Raw genomic sequence first — 25,494 nt, 5'->3', positions numbered from 1 at the left:
CCGTCTCCGGCACCATCGAAAGGCCTCACCGTGATCAACGTATCGAACTTGGAGCTCCGGGCTGGTGCCCGCCTGCTCATGGACGAGGTGTCCTTCCGTGTGGACAAGGGCGACAAGATCGGGCTCGTCGGGCGCAACGGCGCCGGCAAGACCACCCTCACCAAGGTGCTCGCCGGGGAATCCCTCCCCGCAGGTGGCACGGTGACCCGTTCCGGTGAGATCGGCTACCTGCCGCAGGACCCCCGCACGCCGAACATGGAGCAGCTGGCCCGTGACCGGATCCTCTCGGCGCGCAACCTCGATGCCGTCGTCGGCGAACTCCGCCAGGCCCATGAGGACATGGCCAGCGAGAAGACGTCGGTGCGCAACAAGGCGATGGCCCGCTACGACCGCATCGAAGCCGCATTCCTCGCCGGTGGCGGGTACGCCGCTGAGGCCGAAGCGGCGTCCATCTCCTCGAACCTCGCCCTGCCCGAGCGCATCCTCAACCAGCCGCTGAAGACCCTGTCCGGCGGCCAGCGCCGGCGCGTCGAGCTCGCCCGCATCCTGTTCTCGAGTGCGGAGACGATGCTCCTCGACGAGCCCACGAACCACCTCGACGCCGACTCCATCGCCTGGCTGCGTGACTTCCTGAAGAACCACCAGGGCGGGCTCATCGTGATCAGCCACGACGTCGAGCTCCTCGAGGCGACCGTCAACAAGGTGTTCCAGCTGGACGCCAACCGCGCGACCATCGACGTCTACAACATGGGCTGGAAGCGTTACCAGCTCCAGCGCGAGACGGACGAGCGGGCCCGGAAGCGCGAGCGCGCCAACGCCGAGAAGAAGGCCCAGGTCCTCATGGACCAGGCGAACAAGATGCGGGCGAAGGCCTCGAAGGCCGTGGCCGCGCAGAACATGGCCAAGCGCGCCGAACGCCTCCTCGGTGGCCTCGACGCGGTGCGGGCCTCGGACCGCGTCGCGGCCCTCCGCTTCCCCGAGCCGTCCCCCTGTGGCAAGACGCCCATGACGGCCGAGGGGCTCAGCAAGTCCTACGGTTCGCTCGAGATCTTCACCGACGTGGACCTCGCGATCGACCGCGGGTCGAAGGTGGTCATCCTCGGACTCAACGGTGCCGGGAAGACCACCCTGCTGCGCATGCTCGCGGGTGTGGACAAGCCCGATACGGGGCAGGTCATCGCGGGCCACGGGCTCAAGGTCGGGTACTACGCCCAGGAGCACGAGACGCTGGACACCCAGCGGACGGTCCTCGAGAACATGAAGTCCTCGGCCCCGGACATGCAGGACGCGGAAGTGCGCGGCATCCTCGGTTCGTTCCTCTTCTCGGGCGACGACGTCGACAAGCCCGCCGGGGTGCTCTCCGGCGGCGAGAAGACACGCCTGGCCCTGGCGACCATCGTCGCGTCCTCGGCGAACGTGCTGCTCCTCGACGAGCCGACCAACAACCTGGACCCCGCGAGCCGCGCAGAGATCCTTGGGGCCCTCAAGAACTACAGCGGGGCCGTGGTCATGGTCAGCCACGACGAGGGTGCAGTCGACGCACTCGATCCCGAGCGGGTCGTCCTGCTGCCGGACGGCGTCGAGGACCTGTGGAACTCCGACTACCTGGAGCTCGTCACCCTCGCCTAGGTCCGCCTCACGGACACAATAGGGAAAGCCCCTCGCGAGGGGCTTTCGGGGGATTGGACAGTCGATGATCGGTAGTGGTCAGCGGTGACGTGCTCCTCCTCCCAGCGCCGGTGGCGCTCCTCGACGGCTTGATCGCAACGAGGCTAGTTGCTGCCCGGAGGACGATGCAACATCAATAAGTGGTTGCGTTCCGGCCTGAAATCTTTTTCAATTCTCCCCTCCTCCTACTTCCGGGCCTGCCGACGCCAGGAAGTAGCAGGAGGGTCCAGGTGGGGCGTCTATGGGTAGGCGACCGGCGCGGTCCCGGGCAGGCGATCTCGACCACCAAAGCTTGATTCTTCAAGTAATCATCCGTAGGCTTTAGTTGAAGCTACAACTAATTCGTACGGCGCTTTCCTCGCGCCCTCGCCCACTCCGCTGATCGAAAGGCACGATCGAATGTCCTCCAAGACCTCCGCCTCCACGACGTCCACCCTTGCCCGCACAGTCCTGCGCGTCGCCCTGGGCGTCATCTTCCTCGCCCACGGCTGGCAGAAGATCTTCGACTACACCATCCCCGGTACACAGGCAGCCTTCGCCCAGATGGGGGTTCCGGCAGCCGAGTTGATCGGACCGGCCGTCGGCTTCCTCGAACTCGTCGGCGGGGCTGCCCTCATTCTCGGCGTACTGGTCCGACCAGTCGCCGCCCTCCTGGCCCTAGACATGCTCGGTGCCCTCTTCCTGGTCCACGCCCCCGCCGGCATCTTCGCCGACAAGGGCGGATACGAACTCGTGCTCGTCCTCGCGGCCGGTGCAGCCGCTCTCGCCCTGGTCGGCGCCGGTCGCTTCTCCGTCGACGCCCTGACCTTCGGGCGCAGCCAGAACCGCGCGATCGCAGCCCTGGCCTGAGGGCGTCTGTCCTGCTGGCCGTCCGCCAGGACGCTCAGCACGGGCGTGGCGGCAGGCGCCGCTGGGATCCTGCCGGCTTCCTCCGGCTACTCGGCGGCCCGCCGAGTGGCCCACGGGAGTGGCAGAGGGTCCTGGTGAGGCGACTACTGGTAGGTGACCAGCCAGGGCTTCGGATCGACGAGTGTGTAGGTCTGCTCCGGTGTCAGCATCGGCTGGTCCTCGTCGTAGAAGTTCTTCCAGGAGGGCCAGATCCCCTGGGGAGGGACGGACTGCAGAGCGAACCAGGTATCCAGTTTCTGGGCAGGAGTCCCATGACCGTCTGCGTGCAGGGTCACCGCCAGCTCCGTCCTCGACACGTCCAGGCCCTCGCGATCGGTGATCATGTCGATGCGGAACTGGTGGATCATCAGGAGTTTCTGCGGCAGGGCGCGGTCCCGGGTCAGATCGGCGAGCCAGGTGGTGGCCGCGTTGATTTCGGCGGTGTCCACGGTGCCGATCTGCTGAAGCGGCTGTTGGCCCGGGAGAAGCCTCCACTCCGGGTCCAGGGCGAGGCCGACGGACGGCCGGGCAAGAAGCTCTTCGTAGAGCTTGGCCTGGGACAGGAAGTCGGAGCGCCCCGACTGCAGGTCCAGCACCACGTACACACCCTGTTCCTCGGCGGCGTCGATCCAGGGTGTGAGCTCTTCGATCGAGGTTTCGCTGGAGTAGTCGCCGTCGGTACCGGGGTCGGCGCTGGCGACGGTGGCGATCAGATCGAGAGCTGGGACGACGGGCTCGTCGCTGAACGGCTGGTACTGGGCGGCGAGATCCTTCACCCGAGCGAGTGTCGCCTCGATGCCCTGTTCGCCCAGCGCTCCCAGGAAGGGGCCGCTGGGGTGCCCGTAGAGGGCCACCATGCGGCGGCCGGGAAAGACGGTCTGGCCGCCGCCGGGCAGCTGTGCAGCCGTCGTCGCGACCTGGACCCGCTCGGCGAAGATCTCCTGGGATCCGAACGCGTCACCCACGGCGAGGATCGCCCGATCGGCGGAGGACCGTACGACATCCACCGTTCGACTGGTGGCTCGCGGGTCCGGCTCCGTCACCAGTTCGACCTCGGCTCCGGCGGCCCGTGCTGTCGCCAGAGGTGCCAGCGCGGAGGAGCGCGTGGCCAGCACCAGTGCCCGGACGGGCTGGGCCGCCGGCGTGAAGTCAGGTACCTTCCCTGCAGTAGCGAGGGCTGCGAGCCCATTACCCGTGGACTGGGCTCCGGTTGCCGAGGCACCAGGCGATGGCTCAGGTGCCGGCGGTGTCGCGGCCGGTACCAGCGTGAGCAGGCGGGGGTCGGGTCCGCCCAGTTCACGCACCGAGGCGACGACGTCGTCCTCCACGGGGACGGGAGTAACAGCCAGCCCCAGAACGTTTTCGAACTCTGCCGCCGACGTAGGACCAGCCACGAGGGCGCGCTGCGCGGCGAGAGCTTCCCAGTCGGCCGCCGGATCTCCGTACCCGATGACGGTCTCGACCTCCAGCCGTTCGAGCTCGGCCGTGACTTCCGCCGCAGCGGATCCACCCGGGCTCACCACCAGGAGGGGGACATGGAGGCCCGCCGCAGCACTCGATGCTGCGGTGAGATCGGCGTCGAGGGGGGCCGATCCCCCCTCGATCCGGCGGGCGACGACCACCGCCGCCGGGCTGCGGTCGAACACCATGCTGCTCATGTGGATCGACGTCTGGGTATCGGTGCCTGCCACCACCTGGCGCTTCTCGGCACCAGGATGTGCGAGAACGACGGACGCCGCAGGCGCCGCAGACTCAGCGGCATCCGGCGGCTCGCTCGAGACGCAACCGGTCACCAGAAGTAGTGCGGTGAGGGTGAGAAGGGCGCGGGAACGGGGGGCACGACGGGAAGTGATAGGGGTCAACTTTCGGTGAAGGGGCTCTGACGACTCTATGCCCGTGATTGCTCCGGAGTCGACGGGCAGCCATATCGCGACCGGTCCATGCCACCCACCCGAGGCGCGCATCGGGCGCGAGAATTCCCGGATCCCGAGGGGCGGAGCCCGGGGATGAAAAGGCCGAGCGGAGTAGAATAGTACTCCCAGCATGAAACAGGTGTGTGATGAGAATTCACCGGAACCCGACAAAGCAGCATCAGCACCTCTTCGATCGGCGCCTCTTCGGTCGTCCCACCTCCGAACCCGCAGGGGTCGGGGATACGCCGCACCCCGCCGAGCAGCCCACAGCACCACTGGTCGTGACGAAGAGGAAGACCCATCCGTCGTTCTTCCAAGGGCTCGATACGGCCGCCGCCGTGTTCCTCGGGCCGGCAGATCGAACCGATGGCGACACTCCCGTGGTCCACGCCCATGATGCGGCGGAGGACACCTCGGATGAGACACTCCGTTCCGTGGACATCTACACGGACTCATTCGGGCACCACTACGCGCAGCGCAAGCCGCGAGTGGAACGACGGGCCCAGTAAGGGCCACCGGCAGTACGCAGCTACGACCGCAGGTGAGGTCGCGAGCGCCCGGAGGTCAACGGGCGCCCCATATACGAGGTGCTCAGCCTCGAACAAGGCAGGAATAAGGTATCCGACCCACAGGAGTAGTCGTGAAACGCTTGCTGAGTGGACTCGCTGTTGCGGGATTAGTGGGGCTAGGGGCTGCACCGGCGGAAGCCGCTCCCAGCATCTACCATACGATCCGGTCGAGCCATGCCGATGCGGACGTGGTGACCACTGTCGGCTGCGAGCAGACTGAAATATTCGTGTCCTCGAGCGTCGCCATGTATGCGAATCAGCCCGGCCCCGTCAACAAGCAGGGCCTCACCGCCGTGTTCGTGCTCGTCACCGACACCTGTGCCGCGGCGTCCGGCCCGGTCAGCGCTGCCGCGGGAGGGGGCGGGGGCGCAGTACTGTTCCAGGCGGAGGGCCGGAACATGGCGCCCCTGGTGGTTGATCCCCGGCTGACCACCGCCTCCATCGACACCCAGCTGGCGGGCTCCGACGGCAACGGAGACCCGGTTACCATCGCACTCTCGGCGTCCTGGACGGCCACCGGCCCCCTCCAGCACGACACGGCCCATAACCACGAACACTTCCCCGGCGAGGGCAACGTGAACGCGACGGACAATAATCTGATGCGCCCAGCCACCGCGGAAGTGTCCGTGACGGTCGGGGACTTCACGGCCACGGGCACGGATACCACTGCGGTCCTGGAACAGGTTAAGTCACGCTGCATCGAAATTGCCCGACCCGGTGTGGAGGAGTTCTACCCCTGCTTCGGATTCCCCGGGTGACAGGGCCGACGGTAGCGCGACCCTTGCGGCCCGGCCCCATCCGGGGGCCGCGGCCAGCGGGTGGCCTTCGGACCTAGCGGATGCCCTGCGCGTCGAGGATGGCGTCCTCCTCCTCTTCGGAGGAAGGACGGCGCCGGCGTGCCGGGCGCTCGGGAGCCGTCCCGTCCTGCTCCTCGTCGCTGCGGCGCTGCTGGCGCGCGGCGTAGCCGAGGCCCACGAAGGCCAGGACTCCGAAGGCGAACCACTGCATCGAGTACGACAGGTGCGGGCCCTCGTCGATGGATGGCTTCGGTGCGGCAACCGGTGTCTGCGCCGCGGCCGGCCGTTCGACGGCCAGGAGGCCGTACGCCGCCTCCTGCAGCGGATAGTCGAGCCTGTCCGCGAGCGCGGAGAGGTCGATCGATGCGACCTGGCCTTCGGGGGCCCCACGGTTGACCGCCGGCTCTCCGGGCTTCGTCCTGGCCGTGACCTCGACCTCGCCGGCAGGGGGAGCGGGGATCTCGTCGGGACGCCCCGCCTCGACGTTGCCGATGGGCAGCCACCCGCGATCGATGATGACGGCCGTTCCGTCGTCGAGCTTCAGGGGCGTGAGCACCTCGTAGCCCGGTTGTCCGTTCAGCGGCCGGTTGCGGACGACGACCTGGTTCGCGACGTCGTAGATCCCGGTGAACGTGACGGGAGCCCACTCGCGGTCCGGGTCGTAGCTGTCGAAGCCGTTCTCGCCCGGCAGGTAGCGCTCAGGGGCGGCGTCGTAGTTCGCCTCGATGCGCTGGATGTTCTCCACGACCGCTTCACGACGGTCGAGTTGCCAGCGTCCGAGGCCCACGCATCCGGCGGCCAGCACCGTGACCATGGCGAGCCAGCCGAGCCAGCGGGCGGAGAAGAGGAAGCGGTACACCTAGCGGGTCTCCATCGGTTGATCGGCTGTCAGGGGGAGCGTCTCCTTCCAGAGTCCGCGATCCCGGAGGTATTCCTCGAACCACTCGACGTGGCCCGGGCAGGATGCCCACGCCTTGCGGCGATCGGGCGTATGGATGCGCGGGTTGTTCCAGAGCAGCTGCCACTCGGCGGCATTCCTGCAGCCCTTGCGCGAGCAGACGGGTCCGCCGCTGTCCGCGGCCCGCGGTGCCCCGAACAGGCCAAGGCCCGCGGTCGAGGCAACCGCGGGTCGGCCCGCAGGGATCTCAGGCATCTGCACCGGTGGTGCCGTTGCGCGCGGCAGAGGAGCCATGCGCGCGCTGGTGCGTGTCATCGATGATCTCGCCGCTGAGGACCTCGTCCTCGTCCGCCGGACCCGCGTCGACCACCCGAGCCTCGATCTCACGGACCGGGGCGCGATCGATCAGCGCATCGCTGTGCCGGATGTTGCTGGTATCGCTTCCGCCGTTCGCGATGATCACTGCGAAGTACGGCAGGAAGACGGCACCGGCGATCATCACCCACTGCAGCCACACATAGGGGACGACGAAGACCAGGACGAAGCAGATGAGGCGGAGCCCCATCGACACCGAGTACCTGATCATTCGTGACCGCATCTCGTCGCTGTGTGATTCACGGGCATCGGAGATGGTGTGGACGTCTGGGTTGTGCTTCGTTTGTTTACTCATCACACTCCAAGGAGAATCCCTCAATTATCTCACTCCGGGTCCCGTTCCCGAAGTCGAGGGATGCCCCGCTAGGATCGTCGGGATAGTTTGGCCGCACGGCAGGCCTGAAAGGGTCGGCACGCTGCGGCGGGTCCCTGGCGGGACCGTCGGCAGCGAACAACACGGCGAACAACACAGTGAACAACGTGGACCCCTTCCGGCCCGCAGATAGAGGAGTTTCCCCTTGGCATCTGATGCAGACAGCAAGACGACGGCCTCCGGACGCAGCGTCCTCATCACCGGAGGAAACCGGGGGATCGGCCTTGCCATCGCCAAGGTATTCGTAGCCAACGGCGACAAGGTTGCCATCACCTACCGAAGTGGCGAGGTGCCCGAGGGAATGCTCGGCGTCAAGGCCGACGTCACGAGCGAGGAGCAGATCGATGCGGCCTTCACGCAGGTGGAGGCCGAGCACGGTCCGGTCGAGGTGCTCGTCGCCAATGCGGGCATCACCCGGGACACGTTGCTCCTGCGCATGACCGAGAGCGATTTCACCGACGTCATCGACACGAACCTCACGGGAGCGTTCCGGGTCGTCAAGCGCGCGTCGCGCGGCATGATCCGGCTGCGGCGCGGACGCGTCATCCTGATCTCCAGCGTCACAGGTCTCTACGGGGCGCCCGGCCAGATCAACTACTCGGCGTCGAAGGCAGGACTCATCGGCATCGCGCGCTCGCTGACGAGGGAGCTGGGGTCCCGCGGGATCACGGCGAACGTCGTCGCACCCGGGTTCATCGACACCGACATGACGGCGGAGCTCCCCGAGGACACCCGCAAGAGCTACCTGGCCACCATCCCGGCCGGGCGCTTCGCATCCCCCGACGAGGTGGCCGGCGTCGTGTCCTGGCTCGCCGGCGACGCGGCCGGTTACATCTCCGGCGCCGTCATCCCCGTCGACGGCGGCCTCGGCATGGGCCACTGACCCCCACTGATTCCCGCGGAGCCTCCGCTCCGTGCCCGCACCATCCCCGGATTCCAGCAGAAGGAGCACCATGGCCACCCTCGAGGGCACCACAGCAATCGTCACCGGATCGTCCCGCGGCATCGGAGCCGACGTCGCGCAGCAACTCGCCGCGCAGGGCGCGGCCGTCGTCGTCAACTACCGCCAGAAGGCGCCGCGCGCCAACAAGGTCGTCGCGGGGATCGAGGCGGCGGGCGGCAAGGCCGTCGCCGTCGGAGCGGACCTGACCACGCCGGAGGGACCGGCCGCGCTGGTCGATGCCGCAGTGTCGACCTTCGGCGGGCTCAACCTGCTCGTGCTCAACGCCTCCGGCGGCATGGAGACGGGCATGGGGGAGGACTACGCGCTCAAGCTCAACCGCGATGCGCAGGTCAACATGCTCACCGCGGCTGCCGAGGTGATGCCCGCGGGATCGCGCGTGGTCTTCATCACGAGCCACCAGGCGCACTTCATCGAGAAGGTGGAGACGATGGACGCCTACGAGCCCGTCGCCCGCAGCAAGCGGGCCGGCGAGGACGCACTGCGCGCACTCATCCCGCAGCTGGACGAGAAGGGCATCTCCCTCGTGGTCGTGTCCGGTGACATGATCGAGGGCACGGTCACTGCGACCCTCCTCGACCGGGCGACGCCGGGCGCCATCGAGGCACGGCGCCAGGAGGCAGGCCGCCTGTATTCGGTGTCGGAGTTCGCCACCGAGATCGTCCGGATGGTCACGGCCGACGTGCCCACCGGCCACACGGAATACGTGGGCGGCGCCGAGGACTTCCTCGCCAAGAGCTGACCCCGGCAGGTCGGCCGGGGCGCGCCGCGTTCCGGCCGCACGGCCGCCCCGCAGGGACGAGGCGCTGCCCGGGAGAACCTGAAGGGCTGGAGCCTAGAGGCCGGCCAGGTGGCGGACGACGTCGAGGTCGGGCAGGTCCAGGGCCGCGTCGGCTGCCGCGCGGACCGCGGGTTTGGCATTGAACGCGATGCCGAGGCCCGCAGCCGCCAGCATGTCGAGGTCGTTCGCACCGTCGCCCACGGCCACGGTCGCCGCCAGGGGGACTCCGGCACGGGCCGCCTCGGTGCGCAGCATGCGCGCCTTCTCCCGGCGGTCGACGACGGCGCCGCGAACGTGCCCTGTCAGCACACCGCCGGCGATGTCGAGGTCGTTCGCCTTGGCGAAGGAGAGGCCGAGGCGCTCGGCGAGGGGTGCCAGGACCTGCGAGAAGCCTCCCGAGACGACACCGACGCGGTGGCCGGCCCCGAGATACGCAGCCACGAGCTCCTCGGCGCCATCGCTCAGTTCGATCCTGCCGGCCACCTCGTCGATCACGGACGCGGGCAGGCCTTCCAGCGCGCGCACGCGGTGGTGGAGGGACTGTTCGAAGTCGAGCTCTCCGCGCATCGCCGCCTCGGTCACGGCGGCCACCTCCGCCTCACGTCCGGCGTGCGCGGCGAGCAGTTCGATGACCTCCTGCTTGATCAGCGTCGAGTCGACGTCCATGATCAGCAGCTTCGGGCCGGGTGCGTAGACCGGCGCCGGGACGAGGGCCGCTCCGATGCCGGTCCTGCCGGTCCACTCCGACAGTCCGGTGCGGAGTGCGCTGAGCCGCGCGGACCGGTCCGCAGGCAGGACGACGTCGACCGTCAGGACGGCGTACGTCGCGGCCCCGGCCACGGATACTTCCGTGACCTGGGCGCCGAGGTCACGCAGGACGGATACCAGGTCCTCGTGCTGCCTGTCCTCGAGCCGGCGTGCATAAGCGACGACCCTCGCGCTGTCCGCCATGCTCTCAGCCGTGCTGTCCGGGATACTGACCGGGATGTTCTCCGGCATGCTGTCCGCTCCTGTCCGTGCCGCTGGCGGCGTCGTCGTGTACGTCCCGTCCTGCCCGGGGACGCCGGGCAGGACGGGGTCCCTACCCGGCACCGCCGGGAGGACCCCGACGGCGTCTGCCGGAAGGTGCATGATCCTCGGGAGGCTCCCGGTTTCGCCACGGAGCCGCTCCTTAGCCTAGTGTCTAGGACCATGAGCGACGTTCTGGAACTGGCGGGAGTGAGCCTCGTCAGGGGCGGCAAGACCCTTCTCGATGACATCGACTGGCAGGTCAGCGAGGGTGAGCGCTGGGTGGTCATGGGCCCCAACGGAGCGGGCAAGACCACGCTGCTGCAGCTCGCGGGGGCACGCCTGCATCCGACGCGCGGCGTGGTGGGCATCCTCGACGAGGTGATGGGCGCGGTCGACGTGTTCGAGCTCCGCCCGCGCATCGGACTGGCGTCCGCGGCCCTCGCCTCACAGGTCCCGGACGACGAGACGGTCCTGAACGTCGTCGTGACGGCCTCCTACGGTGTCACCGGCCGGTGGCGGGAGCAGTACGAGCGCCTCGACGAACGGCGCGCCTTCCGCCTCCTCGACACGTGGGGCATGTCCCGCTTCATGAACCGTCGCTTCGGCTCCCTCAGCGAGGGCGAGCGGAAGCGCGTGCAGATCGCCCGGGCCCTCATGGCCGATCCGGAGCTGCTCCTCCTCGACGAACCCGCTGCGGGTCTCGACCTCGCCGGCCGCGAGGACCTCGTGCAGCGCCTGACGGAGCTTGCGCGGGACGAGGAAGCGCCCGCCATGGTGCTGGTGACGCACCACCTCGAGGAAGTCCCGCCGGGCTTCACCCACGCGCTGCTGCTCCGCGACGGGAGGGTCGTCGCCGCCGGCCCGCTCTCCGGCGTCCTGACCGAGGAGAACCTGAGCGAAGCGTTCGACGTCGCCCTCAAGGTCACCGAGGAGAACGGCCGCTACAGTGCGGTCGCCCGGGCGTGACGGCGCCGGCCGCTCCGGTGACGGGTACGGGAACCTGATGGCGCTCGTCGAGCTCCACGACGTCGACGATCCGCGCCTCTCGGACTACCGGAACCTCACCGACGTCCAGCTCCGCCTCGCGAAGGAACCGGCAGAGGGTCTCTACATCGCGGAGAGCTCCAAGGTGCTGCGGCGAGCGATCGACGCGGGCCATGTGCCCCGATCCTTCCTGTTGGCCCCCAAGTGGCTGCCCGACCTGGCGGACGTGCTCTCGCGGTTCCCGTCCGTCCCCGCCTTCGTGGCACCGGAAGCCACACTGGAGGCGATCACGGGCTTCCACCTCCACCGCGGCGCCCTGGCCGCCATGCACCGTCCCGAGCCACTCCCGCTCGCCGAGGTCCTCGCGTCCGCGCACCGCGTCGCCATCATCGAGGACATGGTGGACCACACCAACCTCGGCGCCGTGTTCCGCTCCGCGGCGGCCCTCGGCATCGATGCCGTCCTGGTGAGCCCCCGCAGTGCCGACCCGCTCTACCGGCGGGCGGTACGCGTGAGCATGGGCAGCGTCTTCCAGGTGCCCTGGGTCCGGCTCGAGGTATGGCCGGATGCCCTGGCCGCCGTCCGGGATGCGGGCTTCACGGTCGCAGCCCTCGCCCTGGTGCCCGGGGCCGTACCGCTCGGGGAGTTCGCCGCCGGGACGCACGAGCGCCTCGCCCTCCTGCTGGGTACCGAGGGCGACGGACTGAGCGACGGTGCACTCGCCGAGGCCGACGTCGCCCTGACCATCCCGATGCACGGGGGAGTGGATTCGCTCAACGTGGCCGCGGCGGCCGCCGTCGCCTTCTGGGAATGCCGGTACGACGCCCGCGGTGCGCACGCGCTTTAGCGTCGGGGCGACTCCTGCGCTAGTATGAATAGCTGGCCCTGTTGCCAACCTTTCATTTTCCCGTGCCTGGCAAAATCCAGGCAACCAGAGAAGGTAGTCCCGTGAAGTCTGAAATCCACCCCCAGTACCAGTCGGTCGTCTTCCGCGACCTGGCCTCCGACAAGGCGTTCCTGACCAAGTCCACGGTCGGTTCGTCCAAGACCATCGAGTGGGAAGACGGCAACACCTACCCCCTCATCGAGGTCGAGATCTCCTCGGAGTCGCACCCGTTCTACACGGGCAAGCAGCGCATCATGGACTCCGCCGGTCGTGTCGAGCGCTTCAACGCCCGCTTCAAGGGCTTCGGCGGCAAGAAGTAGCCTTCCGCAGTACACCGGACCGAGGCCACGCGCCTACGTCCACGAGGAAAAGCCATGCCGCTACGGCGTGGCTTTTCCTCGCTTAACGCCGCGTTCACCCGAGCACAGTCACCCATTCCGCAGCACCAGCACCGCGCCCGCAGCGGGCCGGCACCCAGGAGGTCCACCATGGCACCAGCATCGGACGACGGCCGCCTGCACGGCGAGTACAAGACGCCGGGCGGCAAGCTCACCGCCGTGGACCTCTTGGTCCGGGACGGGCACCTCACCGGCGTCTCCGTCAACGGTGACTTCTTCCTCGAGCCGGACGAGGCCCTCCTCGACATCAACGCCGCGCTCGAGGGCCTCCCTGCGGACACGTCGCCCGGGGAACTCGCGAGCGCCGTCACGGCACGCCTCGATCCTTCCGCCGTCCTGTTCGGGTTCTCGCCCTCCGCCATCGCCACGGCCGTCCGGCGCGCCCTCGGCCGGGCCACCGGCTTCGCCGACCACCAGTGGGAGATCATCCCGCCCACCCCGCTGTCCACGGCGATGCACGTCGCCATGGACGAGGTCCTGACGCACGATGTCGGTTCCGGCGCCCGCAACCCGACCCTGCGCTTCTGGGAGTGGCAGTCGCCGTCCGTGGTGATCGGCAGTTTCCAGTCCATGCGCAACGAGGTGGACCCCGAGGGCGCCGCCCGGCACGGTGTGAGCGTGGTGCGCAGGATCAGCGGCGGTGGCGCCATGTTCATGGAGCACGGCAACGCGATCACGTACTCCCTCTACGTGCCGCAGTCGCTCGTGGACGGCCTCAGCTTCGCGGACTCGTACCCCTTCCTCGACGCGTGGGTCATGGAGGCCCTCGAGAAGCTCGGCATCCGGGCCTGGTACCAGCCCCTGAACGACATCGCCACGGAGATCGGCAAGATCGGCGGTGCGGCGCAGAAACGACTCGCCAACGGCGGCATGCTGCACCACGTGACCATGAGCTACGACATCGACGCCGACAAGATGCTCGAGGTGCTCCGCATCGGCAAGGAGAAGATGTCCGACAAGGGCACGAAGAGCGCCAAGAAGCGGGTGGATCCGCTGCGCCGCCAGACGGGCGTGACCCGCGAGGAGATCATCGACGTGATGATCTCCACCTTCCGGCAGCGCTACGGCGCCGTGGACGCGACGCTGTCCGAGGACGAGCTGCAGCGCGCCGGAGAGCTCGTGGAGCGCAAGTTCGGCACCGAGGAGTGGCTCTACCGCGTGCCCTGAGCCTGCGCGCCGAGGGAGCGCAGCAGGTGGTCCCGCTCCTCGAGGACGATGCGGCGCAGTGCCGCCGGAGCGTCGGCATTGTCGTCCAGCCAGGCATCCGTCCGCACGACCACGGGGTGCTCCTCCGGCGCCCCGTCGAGGTCCTGACGGCCCGGGTACAGGCCACGAACGATCCTGCTCGCCATCTCGATGCCACGCGAGGCCCAGACCTCGCGGAGCGCCCCGAAGTAGGGTTCCTCGTAGCGGCCGAGCAGTTCGCGCGGGCCCAGCACGAACCCCTCGATCGCCGCGCTGAGCAGCTCGTTGGACAAGCGGTCTCCGTGCACGGCCTCCTCCCACGTCGCCTTCTTGATCCCCGCGTCCGGGATCGCGGCGGAGGCCAGGGTGAACCCGACCCTTCCCGACGCTGTCTCGTCCGAGGCCCGCTCGGCCTCCAGCTCGCCGGGGAGCACGCGCTGCTGTGCCGCCAGTCCCTGCAGGAAGAGCCAGCGCAGCTCGGGGTCGAGGGGCAGCCCTGCGATCCTCTCGTCGCCGTCGAGCACGGCGCGGACGACGTCGGCCGCCCGGGTAGTGGTCCTGGCGGCGGAGGCCAGTGCCCGCGCCCAGGCGAGCTGCAGGTCGGATCCCGGGGCGGCCGTCCGCAGCCCCTCCTCCAGGAAGCCGCTCACGCGGTCGCGGAGGCCGGCACGCCGGTCTGTCGGAGCAAAACGCTCGACCGCGGTTCCGGTATTGGCCAGCAGGACCTGCAGCACGCCCACGCCGGTCTCGGCCGGCGCGGCGAGCAGAACGGCGTCGAGGTAGGAGTCCACCGGCAGGCGGGCGTCGCTCGTGCTGGACCAGAGGGCCGTCAGGCACGTGGCCCGGGCCAGTGGGTCGCGCAGGCGGTGGATCGAGGACAGCAGGGTCGAGAGCGAATGCCCGTCGAAGGAGAGCTTGGCGTAGGTCAGGTCGTCGTCATTGACCAGCAGGAGGTCGGGCTGCGCGGTCCCGGCGAGCGCAGGGACCGGCGTCCGGCCGCCCTCGACGGTCACCGCCTCGGCGCCCGTCCGCACGAGCCAGCCCTCGGCGTCGAAGGAGTACAGGCCCACCCGAATCCGGTGGGGACGGGGCTCCTCCACGCCCGTGACCGGGTCGACCGCGTCCTGCACGATCGTGACCTGTCGGAGCACGCCGCCGTCGGCGGCGACCTCCGCTCCAAGGGACGGCACGCCGGACGTCTGCAGCCAGGACCGCGACCAGGCGCCGAGGTCCCGTCCCGTGGCGGTGGCGAGCACGTCGAGGAGATCGGCGAGCGTCGTGTTCCCGTACTCGTGTTTCCGGAAGTACCGGCGCGCAGCATCGGTGAAGGCCTCCCGCCCGACGAAGGCCACGAGCTGCTTCAGCACCGAGGCGCCCTTGGCGTAGGTGATGCCGTCGAAGTTCTGCTTCGCGGCCTCGAGGTCGGGGATGTCGGCGACGATCGGGTGCGTCGTCGGGAGCTGGTCCTGCACGTAGGCCCACGACTTGCGGCGGTTCGCGAAACTCACCCAGGACGTGGTCCACCGCGTGGCCTCCGCCACCGCCAGCGCTCCCATGTAGTCGGCGAAGGACTCCTTGAGCCACAGGTCGTCCCACCAGGACATGGTCACGAGATCCCCGAACCACATGTGCGCCATCTCGTGCAGGATCGTGTTGGCCCGCGCCTCGCGCTGCGCCTCGGTGGCCGCCGACCGGAACACGTAGTTCTCCGTGAAGGTCACCAGCCCGGGATTCTCCATGGCACCGAGGTTGTACTCGGGCACGAACGCCTGGTCGTACTTGCCGAAGGGGTACGGGTAGTCGAACAGGTCGTGGAAGAAGTCGAGCCCGCGCCGGGTGGTATCGAAAATCTCCGGTGCGTCGAAGGACGGCGCGAGGGAGCGGCGGCAGAACAGTGCAAGCGGCACCTCGAGGCCTTCCCCGGCCGTCCCGGGGGCACCGGTCCACGAGTCGGTCTCGCAGTGGTACGGGCCGGCAAGGATGGTGGTGATGTAGGTCGAGATCCGCCGGGTCGGCTCGAAGGTCCACCGCACGGCCGAGCCGGCTACGTCGTCGAGCGGTTCGACCGCTGCCTCCGCACCGTTCGAGGCCACGGTCCAGCCGGCGGGTGCGATCACGCGGAAGGAGAAGGAGGCCTTGAGGTCCGGCTGCTCGAAGTTCGCGAAGACGCGGCGCGCGTCGGCCGGCTCGTACTGGGTGTAGAGGTAGGTCTCCCCGTCGGCGGGATCCACGAACCGGTGGAGTCCCTCGCCGCTCGCGCTGTAGGCCGCGCGTCCTTCCACCGTCACCGTGTTCGAGGCCGCGAGGTCGTCGAGGAGGACCCTGGCGCCATCGCTCACGGCCGTCGGGTCCAGCACCCGTCCGTTCAGTTCCACGGCGGTGACCTCGCCGATGAAGTCGATGAACGTCGAGCTGCCGGGCTCGCGGCACGAGAACACCGCGGTGGTGGTGCTCCGGTACGTCCCCTCCCCGGTATTCCGGGCGTCCGAGAGATCGAGCTCGACGGCGTAGCTCCCGGTCTCCAGCAGGGCCGACCGCGCGGCCGCCTCGTCGCGGCGCAGGTTCTCGTTCTCCATCCGGCCATTCAATCACGCAGCCTCTCCGCTTCGTTTCGGGCATGTTAACGGCGCGTGTGGCGGTGCGTATCGGCGCTTCATCCATGGCACTGTTGGGTTATGTCCGAGCTCTTTGCTGACTATCCAGCCGCCGCCCGCAAGACGACCGCCTTCGATGAGATGTTCGATGCCGGGTACCGTCCGCGCACCGAATACGGCCAGGTCGCGGCCGCCCTGGACGCTCTCAACCTCGCCGATGTCACAGCCCGCGCCGACTCGATGGCGCGCACCTTCCTCGACCGCGGCGTCACCTTCGACTTCGCGGGTGAGGAGCGTCCCTTCCCGCTCGATATCGTGCCGCGCGTGATCGCGGGCAGCGACTGGGAGGTCCTCGAACGCGGCGTCGCGCAGCGCGTGAAGGCGCTCGAGGCGTTCCTCAGCGACGTCTACGACAAGATGACGGTGGTATCCGACGGGGTGATACCGCGGCGGCTGATCACCTCCAGCGCCCATTTCCACCGGGAGGTCGCCGGGTTCGCTCCGGCGGGCGGCGTGCGCGTCCACATCTCGGGGATCGACGTCGTGCGGGACCAGCAGGGCACCTTCCGTGTCCTCGAGGACAACGTCCGCGTGCCCAGCGGTGTCAGCTACGTGCTGGAGAACCGGCGGGCCATGGCCAAAGGGCTCCCGGAGGCCTTCGGGCAGCAGCACATCCGGCCGGTCGAGGAATACCCGCGCCGCCTCCTCGCCGCCCTGCGCAAGACGGCGCCTCCCGGCGTCGAGGAACCGACCGTCGTGGTGCTGACGCCCGGCGTCTTCAACTCCGCTTATTTCGAGCACACCCTGCTCGCCGGGCTCATGGGCGTCGAGCTCGTGGAGGGACGCGACCTGATCTGTCGTGGCAACCGCGTGTACATGCGGACGACGGCGGGGGAGCAGCGCGTGGACGTCATCTACAAGCGCATCGACGACGAGTTCCTCGACCCCCTGCAGTTCCGCGCGGACTCGGTGCTCGGGTGTCCCGGCATCGTCAATGCTGCCCGCGCCGGCATGGTGACCATCGCGAACGCCGTCGGCAACGGCGTGGCCGACGACAAGCTCGTGTACACCTATGTCCCCGACCTCATCCGGTACTACCTGGGCGAGGAGCCCATCATCGCCAACGTGGACACGTACCGGCTCGAGGATGCCCCGGCACGTGAGGAAGTGCTCGACCGGCTCGATGAACTCGTCGTGAAGCCCGTGGACGGCTCCGGCGGCAAGGGACTCGTCATCGGCCCGGACGCCACGAAGGCCGAACTCGACACCCTCCGCGCCAAGGTCCTCGAGGACCCGCGCGGCTGGATCGCCCAGCCGGTCCTCCAGCTCTCCACCGTGCCGACCATGTCAGGGGGCCAGTTCAGCCCCCGCCACGTGGACCTGCGGCCCTTCGCCGTCAACGACGGCGAGGAGGTCTGGGTGCTTCCCGGCGGACTGACGCGTGTGGCCATGAAGGAGGGTTCCCTGATCGTGAACTCGAGCCAGGGCGGAGGCTCCAAGGACACCTGGGTGGTGGACGGCGGGGTGCGCAGTCCGGCGGACGTGCCGCAGGAACGCCCGGCGGTGACCGTCCGCGAACGCACCAGCGTCTGGCCGATCGAAACCAACTGGCAGGACAAGCAATCGGAGCAGCAGCAGCAATGATCGTCGCGACTTCCCCGACTTCCCCGACTTCCATGGAAGGCAGGCCCCATGCTCAGCCGCATCGCTGAATCCCTCTTCTGGATCGGCCGCTACGTCGAACGCGCCGACGGGACGGCGCGCATCCTCGACGTCCACCTCGAACGGCTCAACCAGATGCCGCTCGCCCAGCAGCGGGAGACCTCCCGGCACCTGCTCGGCGTCATGGGCAGCCGCCCCGAGAAGGACGACATCGACCTCTCGGACCTGCTCCAGGCCCTCGCCTACAACCGGACGAGCGCGACCTCCATCGCCGGCGCCCTGGGAGCCGCACGTGAGAATGCGCGGCGGGCCCGCGAGACCGTCTCGAGCAGCGTCTGGGAGAGCCTGAACACCACCTGGTACGGCCTGACCCAGCACCGCAAGGACGTCGTCGGGACCTACCGCTTCTGCCACTGGGTGGTGGAGCGGACGGCGATGATACGGGGACTGTCGGACACCACCATGAGCCACGACGAGTCCTGGCAGTTCCTGGTCCTCGGGCGCAGCCTCGAACGCGCCGACATGACGGCCCGGATGCTCTCCACGCACGACGTCCACGCTGCGGGTCTGTCCTGGGTCAACATGCTGCGGTGCGCAGGCGCGTACGAATCCTTCCTCCGGACCCGGCGGGCCTCCTTCGGCGACCAGCAGGCCGCCGAGTTCCTGCTCCTGGACCGCCTGTTCCCGCGGTCCATCGTGTACGCGCTGAGCGACGCCGAGAAGTGCCTCACCCAGCTGAATCCCGCGTACCAGCGCGTCGGATTCATCAACGACGCCACCCGGATCGTCGGGCAGGCCAGGACCTTCCTCGAGTTCCACCAGACACGGGACCTCATGTCCGAACTGCCCGAGCACATGGACCGTATCCAGAAGGCCTGCGCGCGGGCCTCCGACGCCGTGTCCCGCACGTACTTTTCCCAGGCGGACGAGCTGTCCTGGGTTGGAGAGGTCTCATGACACGCCTGCTGATCGAGCACCGCACCGGCTACGACTACCGCGGCCGGGTCTCGCTGTCCTACAACGAGGCCCGCATGACCCCCCTCACCGACCCGCAGCAGGTGGTCCTCGAATCCACCCTGAAGGTCAGTCCGTCGAGCGCCACCGTGTCCACCTACCGGGACTACTGGGGCACCCGCGTGACGTCGTTCGACGTCCATGTGCCGCACGAGCACCTCGAGGTCACAGCCCTCTCCACCGTCGAGGTCAGCCGCGTCGAGCGGGTGCCCGGCGAGGCGGAGATCCTGTCCTGGGAGGACCTCGCCGCCCCGTCCCTCACCGACGAGTTCGCCGACTGGCTGGCCCAGACGAATCTCAGCGAGCCGGGTGAGGAGGTGCGCGCGCTGGTCGCCCCCCTCGCACACGACCGCAACCCCCATGAGACGGCCCGGGCCGTCTTCGACTGGCTGCGGCAGCAGATGGACTACGTCCAGGGCGCCACCGGCGTGCAGACCAGCGCCCGCGATGCCTGGGCGGAACGCGCGGGCGTCTGCCAGGACCTCGCGCACGTCGCGATCGGAGCCCTGCGCGGCCTCGGCATCCCCGCGCGGTACATCTCCGGCTACCTGCACCCCCGCCGCAGCGCGGGTATCGGCGAGACGGTCGCCGGACAGTCGCACGCCTGGGTGGAGTGGTACGACGGCGAGTGGCGCGGCTGGGATCCGACCAACAGCGGCCCGGTGAGCGACTTCCACGTCTCCGTGGCCCGCGGCCGCGACTACCGGGACGTCTCCCCGCTCAAGGGGATCCTGTCCGGCGGTGGGGGATCGACGCTCAACGTGACGGTCGCCATCACCAGGGTCGCCTGACCCCGCCCGGACCCGAACGCACAGAGGCCCCCGGCGCGTGCCGGGGGCCTCTGTGCGTTCGGCTCAGACCACCGGGTAGGCCGGCTCGACGACCTGGTTCTTGCTGACGATCGTCAGTCCTGAGTCCGTGACGGCGAAGCCGCGGCTTCGGTCCAGTTCGAAGTCGACGCCGATCTGTGCACCAGGGGGGATGCGGACGTTCTTGTCGATGATGGCCCGCCGGACCACCGCACCCGCACCGACGGTGACCTTGTCCAGGAGGACGCAGCCCGTCACTTCGGCGGCCTCGTCGATGAACACGTCGGTCGCCAGGATGGAGGTGTTCACGGCACCACCGGAGACGACGACGCCGGCCGAGACGATCGAGTCGTGCGCCTCGCCGGACCGGCCCGATGCGCTCCGGACGAACTTCGCCGGTGGCGAGACGCTCTGCCGCGTGTAGATCGGCCACTGCAGGTTGTAGAGGTTGAAGAGCGGCAGGGGCGAGATGAGGTCCATATTGGCCTCGTAGTACGAGTCCATGGTGCCGACATCGCGCCAGTACTGGCGGTCCCGGTCGGTGGCGCCCGGGATGTCGTTGGTGGTGAAGTCGTACACCGCGGCGTCGTTGCGCTCCACGAAGTAGGGGATGATGTCCCCGCCCATGTCGTGGTTGGTGTCGAGCCGTGCGGCGTCGTCCTCGAGGGCCTTGACGAGCGCATCGGTGGTGAAGACGTAGTTGCCCATGGAGGCGAGGAAGCTGTTGGGGTCGTCCGGCAGGCCCGGCGTCGTCTTCGGCTTCTCGACGAACGCCGCGATGCGCCCGGGGTCGTTCTGGTCGACCTCGATGACGCCGAACTGGTCGACGAGGTTCATCGGCTGCCGGACGGCCGCGACGCTCACGGAGGCACCGCTCTTGACATGGGCGTCGACCATCTGCTGGAAGTCCATGCGGTACACATGGTCTGCGCCGATGACGACGACGATGTCGGGCTGAGCGTCGTGGATGAGGTTCAGGGACTGGTAGATGGCATTCGCGCTGCCGAGGAACCAGCTCTTGCCGCGGCGCTGCTGCGCCGGGACGGATGCGATGTAGTTCTGCAGCTGCGTGGACATCCGCCAGGTCTCGGAGATGTGCCGGTCCAGGCTGTGGGACTTGTACTGCGTGAGCACCACGATCTGGAGGTATCCCGAATTGACGAGGTTCGACAGGGCGAAGTCGATGAGCCGGTAACTGCCCGCGAACGGCACGGCCGGCTTGGCCCTGTCCGCGGTCAGCGGCATCAGCCGCTTGCCTTCTCCGCCTGCCAACACCACGGCAAGTACTTTCTTCGGTGCCACTATCGACCCCCCGCTCTTCCTTGAGTGTTCTGCGTTCTCGACCGGTGGCCGATGAGGCGTAGGTCACACACCCGGAACCCTTCCGGTCACTTCACACTAGAGGACTCCGGCGCACTGCACTACGTTGGGGGAGTGCGAGTAGACATTGTGACCAAGGAATTCCCCCCCGAGATCTATGGTGGCGCGGGGGTGCACGTCGCCGAACTGAGCAGGGTCCTTGCGCCACAGGTCGACCTCCGGGTCCACGCGTTCGGTGCAGCCCGGCCGGAGGACTACCACGGCGCCTCGGTGCGTTCGTACGGCGTCCCGGAGGGGCTCGCCGGAGCGAACGCCGCCGTGCAGACCCTCGGTACCGACCTCCAGATGCTGGACGCCATCAAAGGCGCCGACCTCGTGCACTCGCACACCTGGTATGCCAATATGGCCGGCCACCTCGCGTCCCTGCTGCATGGCATCCCGCACGTCCTGAGCGCGCACAGCCTCGAGCCTCTGCGCCCCTGGAAGGCCGAGCAGCTCGGTGGCGGCTACGCCCTCTCGTCCTGGGTGGAGAAGACCTCCTACGAGGCGGCCGCGGCCGTCATCGCCGTCTCCGCCGGCATGCGGGCCGACATCCTCCGCAGCTACCCCGACGTCGACCCCGGCAAGGTGCACGTGGTCCACAACGGCATCGACGTGGCGCAGTGGTCGCGCGACGAGGACGACGACGCCCTCCGCGCCCACGGCATCGACCCGGACCGCCCGAGCGTGGTCTTCGTGGGCCGCAACACGCGGCAGAAGGGCGTGCCGTACCTCCTCCGAGCCGCCGCCCACCTGCCCGCCGACGTGCAGCTCGTCCTCTGCCTCGGCGCCGCCGACACACCGGAGCTGGCGGCCGAGACCGAGGTGCTCATCTCGGACCTGCGCGAGCGGCGCGGCTCCGTGGTGCTGATCGAGAAGATGCTGCCGCGGCGCGAGGTCATCCACATCCTCAGCCACGCCACCGTGTTCGCCTGCCCGTCCATCTACGAACCCCTCGGCATCGTCAACCTCGAAGCGATGGCCTGCGGCGCCGCCGTGGTCGCCTCGGCCACGGGAGGCATCCCGGAGGTGATCGACGACGGCGTGACCGGCACCCTGGTGCCCCTCGAACAGGTCCAGGACGGCACGGGGACGCCCCTGGACCCGGAGAAGTTCGTGGCAGACTTCGCCGCGGCGCTCAACGCTCTCGTCGAGGACCCCGCGAAAGCCACCGCCATGGGCGCGGCGGGGCGCGAGCGGGCGGAGCGGCACTTCGACTGGGGCTCGATCGCCGAGACGACGCTCGGGGTGTACCGCAGCGTCCTCTGACGCCGGAAGCTTCGACGACCGCTCCGGGCGCCCGTGTCCGGGCGGCACCGACGGCGCCCGCTCCCGACAGGAGCTCCGCACGGAGAAAGGCCCGGGAACGGATTCCCGGGCCTTTCGCGTGTGCTTCGTCCCGGCGTCAGCGCCTCGCGCGTGCCCGTCCGGCCTTGCGGACCTTCTTCTCCCTGGCTTCACGGGCCAGGAGTGTCTTCTCGTCGATCGGGGCGTCCCCGCTCGCGCGGCGGCGGCGAGCGTACTCGGCGGCTTCCTCCTGGCGCTGCTGCTCTGCGCCGCCGGCGATGGCGGAGCGCACGTGCTCCGGCCCGTATCCGAAGGCTTCGACGAGGTCGAGGGCATGCGGACGGATCTTCGCCAGCAGGCGGTTGATGTAGCCGTCGAGTGTCCGCGCGCGCTGGGAGGACAGCCGTCCGTTCATGAGGAACCAGGCCAGGTCTTTCTCGATCAGGCACAGGCCGAACAGGTCGCGCAGGCGCGTGAGGATCTCCCGCGTGCCCGGGTCCTTGATCTGCTGGAGGCCCCGCGTGAACGCCTCCCACTGCAGCAGCTCGGCGTGGGCGTGGGCCACCTCGATGAGCTCGTTCTGGTGCTCGTTGAACAGGGCCGCCGACTCCTCCTGCGATCTGCCCTTCGCGCCGCGCAGTGCGGCGGCGAGTTCCGCCACGCGGGACTGCACCCGGTCCGTCAGGAGTTCGTGCTGCGTGTCCTCGTCACGCAGTGCGATGGCCGACTTCTTCCCGGACCCGGAATCCGCGACGGTCTGCGCGACGCGGCGGAGGCCCGATCGGTGGAGGGTCCTGCCTGCTGCCTGGGACACCGCGTACCGGGCCAGGACGCCGAAGTCGACGCCCTTGAACTCCTTCGCGTAGTCGGTCAGCAGGCGCTTGGCCACGAGCTGCAGCAGGACGTTGTTGTCGCCCTCGAACGTGACGTAGACGTCCAGGTCCGCGCGCAGTGACGCGAACCGGTTCTCGATGAGGAAGCCTTGGCCGCCCGTCGCCTCGCGGCACTCCTGCAGCGTGTCGAGCGCCAGCCAGGTGCTGAGCGGCTTGAAGGCGGCGGCCAGCGTCTCGAGGTCCTGGCGGTCCTCGTCGGTGTCGTGGTCGCCGGAGAACACGTCGTCGAGCTTCTCGAGGAGTTCCTCGTGGGCGAAGGCCGCCGCGTAGGTCGCCGCGAGGCGCGGCAGGAGCCGGCGCTGGTGCCTCTGGTAGTCCATCAGCACCTCTTCCCTGAGGTCCGATGACGCGTTGAACTGGCGGCGCTGGGTGGAGTAGGTGATGGCCGCGGTCAGCGCGAGCTTGCTCGCGGCGACGGCGGCGCCGTCGAGCGAGACGCGGCCCTGCACGAGGGTGCCGAGCATGGTGAAGAAGCGGCGGCCCGGGGACGCGATGGGCGAGGAGTAGGAGCCGTCCGCTGCGACGTCGCCGTAGCGGTTCAGCAGGTTGGTGCGCGGCACCCGGACGTCCGTGAAGTGCAGCCGGCCGTTGTCGATGCCGTTGAGGCCGCCCTTGATCCCGTCGTCCTCGCCGCCCACTCCGGGCTTGAAGGTGCCGTTCTCGTTGCGCAGCTCCACGTAGAGGCCGTGCACGCCGTGGTTGACGCCGTTGGTGATGAGCTGTGCGAAGACGACGGCGGCGCGACCGTCGATGGCCCCGTTGCCGATGTAGTCCTTCCAGGCAGCCCGGAAGGGCGTGTCGATCACGAACTCGTCGGTCGCCGGGTCGAAGGTGGCCGTGGTCGCGATGCTCGCGACGTCGCTGCCATGGCCCGTCTCGGTCATCGCGAAGCAGCCCGGGATCTCCATGCTCATGATGCCGGGCAGCCAGGCCTCGTGGTGCTTCTCGGTGCCGAGGTGCATGACGGCCGAGCCGAAGAGCCCCCACTGCACGCCCGCCTTGATCTGGAGCGAGGGGTCGGCGACGACGAGTTCCTCGAACCCTGCGACGTTGCCGCCGTGGTCGCCGTCACCGCCGAAGGCTGCCGGGAACGCGCGGTGGACCGCCTTCTGCTCGACCAGGTAGTGGAGCTGGTCGAGGCACCGCCGCCGGTGGTCGTGATGGGTGAGGCCCTCGATCTTGTGCAGCTCGGGGCGGCCGGCGAGTTCCCGCGCAACCCGCCGCACGTGCGCCCACCTGCCGAGGAGCAGTTCGCCGAGCTCCACCGTGTCCACGGTGGCCTGTTCGTCGTCCCTGATGTCGACCGTGGCGGGAATCTGCTGGGGGCCGGAGATGGTCTGGGTCATGGCGTGTCCTTCGCGGATCGGAGGGTTTCAGGGGACGACGGGGAACGTCGGGGAGCCGGGGGCACGAGGGCCTCGTACCGGCTGATGCCATCGAAGAGCCAGCCGGTGATGTGGCGCGCCATCTGCTCCTCCGTGGGCTTGTCCGGGCCGTCGGGCGAGCAGAGCCAGTGCTCGCCGGCCGCCCGGACCATCCCGATCGCCGCTGCCGGCCAGTACGAGGGGACGGCGTCATCGGGTCCAACGGACCGGTCGGGGCGCAGCACGGCGCGCATCGGCCGCGAGAGCATCTCGGTGACCGCCGCGAGGAAGTGGGCGAGGGTGTCCTGGGCGCCGTCGTCGGCAGCCGTGGACTCGGCGATCCCCACCCGGGTGACGAAGGCGTAGACGTTGGGGGAAGTCCGGGCCATCTGGAGGTACGCCAGCACCATCGAGTACAGGCCTTCCCGCGGCGTCGGCGCGGCCTTCGCGGCGTCGAGCACCTTCTGCTGCATCTGGGCGATGACCACCTCGGCCATCGCCCGCTGCAGTCCGGTCTTGTCACCGAAGTAGCGGTAGTAGACCGACTTGGACGTGTCGGCGGCGGCGGCGATGTCCTCCATGGACGCCCCGGGTCCGAGGGTGCTGATCGCCCGCCTCGCCGTCTTGATGAGCTGCCGCCGCCGTTCGGCGCGGTGCTCCTCCCAGCGGCTGGAGCGGCCGTCCGTCACCGTCCGCGTGCTGTTCGCCGCGTGATTGGTGAAGGCCTCGGGTGCCCCCTCCGGAACGGCGGAGGGACTCTCCTTGGAGGTGCCCAGCAGGGTCGGCGCAAACTTCATGATACCCAGCGTATCAGGTACGCTAGGT

23 protein-coding genes are annotated in these 25,494 nt (G+C 69.0%); 14 read left to right on the top strand and 9 right to left on the bottom strand.

Annotated features, from left to right (window positions below; genetic code table 11):
• Positions 1–30 precede the first annotated feature (30 nt).
• Together ACX80J_RS08835 and ACX80J_RS08830 are read left to right on the top strand one after the other, a co-directional pair.
• Positions 31–1,629, top strand: a complete 1,599-nt coding sequence (locus ACX80J_RS08835; protein WP_459344466.1) for an ABC-F family ATP-binding cassette domain-containing protein — start codon at positions 31–33, stop codon at positions 1,627–1,629.
• A 438-nt stretch (positions 1,630–2,067) separates the two neighbouring features.
• Positions 2,068–2,517: a DoxX family protein gene (locus ACX80J_RS08830; RefSeq protein WP_459347507.1), complete on the top strand. Its 450-nt coding sequence runs from the start codon at positions 2,068–2,070 to the stop codon at positions 2,515–2,517.
• A gap of 143 nt (positions 2,518–2,660) precedes the next feature.
• On the opposite strand, the gene ACX80J_RS08825 is transcribed toward ACX80J_RS08830, so the two are convergent.
• Positions 2,661–4,247, bottom strand: coding sequence for a hypothetical protein (locus tag ACX80J_RS08825; protein WP_459347506.1), 1,587 nt, complete (start codon positions 4,245–4,247; stop codon positions 2,661–2,663).
• A gap of 368 nt (positions 4,248–4,615) precedes the next feature.
• Here ACX80J_RS08825 and ACX80J_RS08820 point away from each other — a divergent pair, with 368 nt between their 5' ends.
• On the top strand, positions 4,616–4,978 hold the full coding sequence (locus ACX80J_RS08820; protein ID WP_459347505.1) for a hypothetical protein: 363 nt from the start codon (positions 4,616–4,618) through the stop codon (positions 4,976–4,978).
• A 248-nt stretch (positions 4,979–5,226) separates the two neighbouring features.
• The gene (locus ACX80J_RS08815) at positions 5,227–5,796 is read left to right on the top strand and encodes a hypothetical protein (RefSeq protein WP_459347504.1); all 570 of its coding nucleotides are present in this window, start codon (positions 5,227–5,229) and stop codon (positions 5,794–5,796) included.
• 73 nt (positions 5,797–5,869) lie between these two features.
• On the opposite strand, the gene ACX80J_RS08810 is transcribed toward ACX80J_RS08815, so the two are convergent.
• Genes ACX80J_RS08810 through ACX80J_RS08800 form a run of 3 tightly spaced genes read right to left on the bottom strand, consistent with a single transcriptional unit; the run spans position 5,870 to position 7,403 of the window.
• Positions 5,870–6,694, bottom strand: a complete 825-nt coding sequence (locus ACX80J_RS08810) for an SURF1 family cytochrome oxidase biogenesis protein (protein ID WP_459347503.1) — start codon at positions 6,692–6,694, stop codon at positions 5,870–5,872.
• Positions 6,695–6,988 carry a hypothetical protein gene (locus ACX80J_RS08805; RefSeq protein ID WP_459344460.1) on the bottom strand — a complete coding sequence of 98 codons (294 nt, stop codon included), beginning with the start codon at positions 6,986–6,988 and terminating at the stop codon, positions 6,695–6,697.
• On the bottom strand, positions 6,981–7,403 hold the full coding sequence (locus tag ACX80J_RS08800; RefSeq protein ID WP_459344459.1) for a DUF3099 domain-containing protein: 423 nt from the start codon (positions 7,401–7,403) through the stop codon (positions 6,981–6,983). Before ACX80J_RS08800 ends, ACX80J_RS08805 begins: the two co-directional genes overlap by 8 nt.
• Before the next feature lie 223 nt (positions 7,404–7,626).
• On the opposite strand from ACX80J_RS08800, the gene fabG reads away from it, so the two are divergent.
• Both fabG and ACX80J_RS08790 read left to right on the top strand, forming a co-directional pair.
• Positions 7,627–8,364 (top strand): 3-oxoacyl-ACP reductase FabG, encoded by a 738-nt coding sequence (gene fabG, locus ACX80J_RS08795; RefSeq protein WP_459344458.1) that lies wholly within the window; start codon positions 7,627–7,629, stop codon positions 8,362–8,364.
• 70 nt (positions 8,365–8,434) lie between these two features.
• Positions 8,435–9,184 (top strand): SDR family oxidoreductase, encoded by a 750-nt coding sequence (locus ACX80J_RS08790; protein ID WP_459344457.1) that lies wholly within the window; start codon positions 8,435–8,437, stop codon positions 9,182–9,184.
• 93 nt (positions 9,185–9,277) lie between these two features.
• On the opposite strand, the gene serB is transcribed toward ACX80J_RS08790, so the two are convergent.
• Positions 9,278–10,174 carry a phosphoserine phosphatase SerB gene (serB, locus tag ACX80J_RS08785; protein ID WP_459347726.1) on the bottom strand — a complete coding sequence of 299 codons (897 nt, stop codon included), beginning with the start codon at positions 10,172–10,174 and terminating at the stop codon, positions 9,278–9,280.
• A gap of 240 nt (positions 10,175–10,414) precedes the next feature.
• Here serB and ACX80J_RS08780 point away from each other — a divergent pair, with 240 nt between their 5' ends.
• From ACX80J_RS08780 to ACX80J_RS08765, 4 genes are all read left to right on the top strand, one after another.
• Positions 10,415–11,200 carry an ABC transporter ATP-binding protein gene (locus tag ACX80J_RS08780; RefSeq protein ID WP_301227793.1) on the top strand — a complete coding sequence of 262 codons (786 nt, stop codon included), beginning with the start codon at positions 10,415–10,417 and terminating at the stop codon, positions 11,198–11,200.
• Positions 11,201–11,237: 37 nt separating this feature from the next.
• On the top strand, positions 11,238–12,065 hold the full coding sequence (locus ACX80J_RS08775) for a TrmH family RNA methyltransferase (RefSeq protein WP_459347725.1): 828 nt from the start codon (positions 11,238–11,240) through the stop codon (positions 12,063–12,065).
• A gap of 101 nt (positions 12,066–12,166) precedes the next feature.
• The gene (locus ACX80J_RS08770) at positions 12,167–12,424 is read left to right on the top strand and encodes a type B 50S ribosomal protein L31 (protein ID WP_087073176.1); all 258 of its coding nucleotides are present in this window, start codon (positions 12,167–12,169) and stop codon (positions 12,422–12,424) included.
• 168 nt (positions 12,425–12,592) lie between these two features.
• Positions 12,593–13,669, top strand: a complete 1,077-nt coding sequence (locus ACX80J_RS08765) for a lipoate--protein ligase family protein (RefSeq protein ID WP_459347502.1) — start codon at positions 12,593–12,595, stop codon at positions 13,667–13,669.
• Here ACX80J_RS08765 and pepN read toward each other — a convergent pair.
• A complete protein-coding gene (pepN, locus tag ACX80J_RS08760) occupies positions 13,654–16,263 on the bottom strand; it encodes an aminopeptidase N (RefSeq protein ID WP_459347501.1) in 2,610 nt (869 codons plus the stop codon). The genes ACX80J_RS08765 and pepN overlap by 16 nt on opposite strands.
• Before the next feature lie 99 nt (positions 16,264–16,362).
• Between pepN and ACX80J_RS08755 the strand changes: the two genes are divergently transcribed.
• The 3 genes from ACX80J_RS08755 to ACX80J_RS08745 are packed head-to-tail and all read left to right on the top strand — an operon-like array spanning position 16,363 to position 19,748.
• Positions 16,363–17,925: a circularly permuted type 2 ATP-grasp protein gene (locus ACX80J_RS08755; protein WP_459344454.1), complete on the top strand. Its 1,563-nt coding sequence runs from the start codon at positions 16,363–16,365 to the stop codon at positions 17,923–17,925.
• Between the two features lie 48 nt (positions 17,926–17,973).
• Complete coding sequence (locus ACX80J_RS08750; protein ID WP_459344453.1) at positions 17,974–18,900, top strand: alpha-E domain-containing protein; 927 nt, start codon at positions 17,974–17,976, stop codon at positions 18,898–18,900.
• Positions 18,897–19,748, top strand: a complete 852-nt coding sequence (locus ACX80J_RS08745) for a transglutaminase family protein (protein WP_459347500.1) — start codon at positions 18,897–18,899, stop codon at positions 19,746–19,748. Before ACX80J_RS08750 ends, ACX80J_RS08745 begins: the two co-directional genes overlap by 4 nt.
• 63 nt (positions 19,749–19,811) lie before the next feature.
• On the opposite strand, the gene glgC is transcribed toward ACX80J_RS08745, so the two are convergent.
• Entirely contained in the window at positions 19,812–21,071 is a 1,260-nt protein-coding gene (gene glgC, locus ACX80J_RS08740; protein ID WP_459347724.1) for a glucose-1-phosphate adenylyltransferase, read from the bottom strand.
• A gap of 129 nt (positions 21,072–21,200) precedes the next feature.
• On the opposite strand from glgC, the gene glgA reads away from it, so the two are divergent.
• Complete coding sequence (gene glgA, locus ACX80J_RS08735) at positions 21,201–22,394, top strand: glycogen synthase (protein WP_459347499.1); 1,194 nt, start codon at positions 21,201–21,203, stop codon at positions 22,392–22,394.
• A 136-nt stretch (positions 22,395–22,530) separates the two neighbouring features.
• Here glgA and ACX80J_RS08730 read toward each other — a convergent pair whose 3' ends face one another.
• Positions 22,531–24,651, bottom strand: a complete 2,121-nt coding sequence (locus ACX80J_RS08730) for an acyl-CoA dehydrogenase family protein (protein ID WP_459347498.1) — start codon at positions 24,649–24,651, stop codon at positions 22,531–22,533.
• On the bottom strand, positions 24,648–25,466 hold the full coding sequence (locus tag ACX80J_RS08725) for a TetR/AcrR family transcriptional regulator (RefSeq protein WP_459347497.1): 819 nt from the start codon (positions 25,464–25,466) through the stop codon (positions 24,648–24,650). The genes ACX80J_RS08730 and ACX80J_RS08725 overlap by 4 nt, the downstream gene beginning before the upstream one ends.
• Between the last annotated feature and the right edge of the window lie 28 nt (positions 25,467–25,494).

It is taken from the genome of Arthrobacter rhamnosi (genome assembly GCF_054510975.1).
The sequence above is the reverse complement of the archived record's forward strand: the minus strand, read 5'-3'. Positions and strand labels throughout refer to the sequence as shown.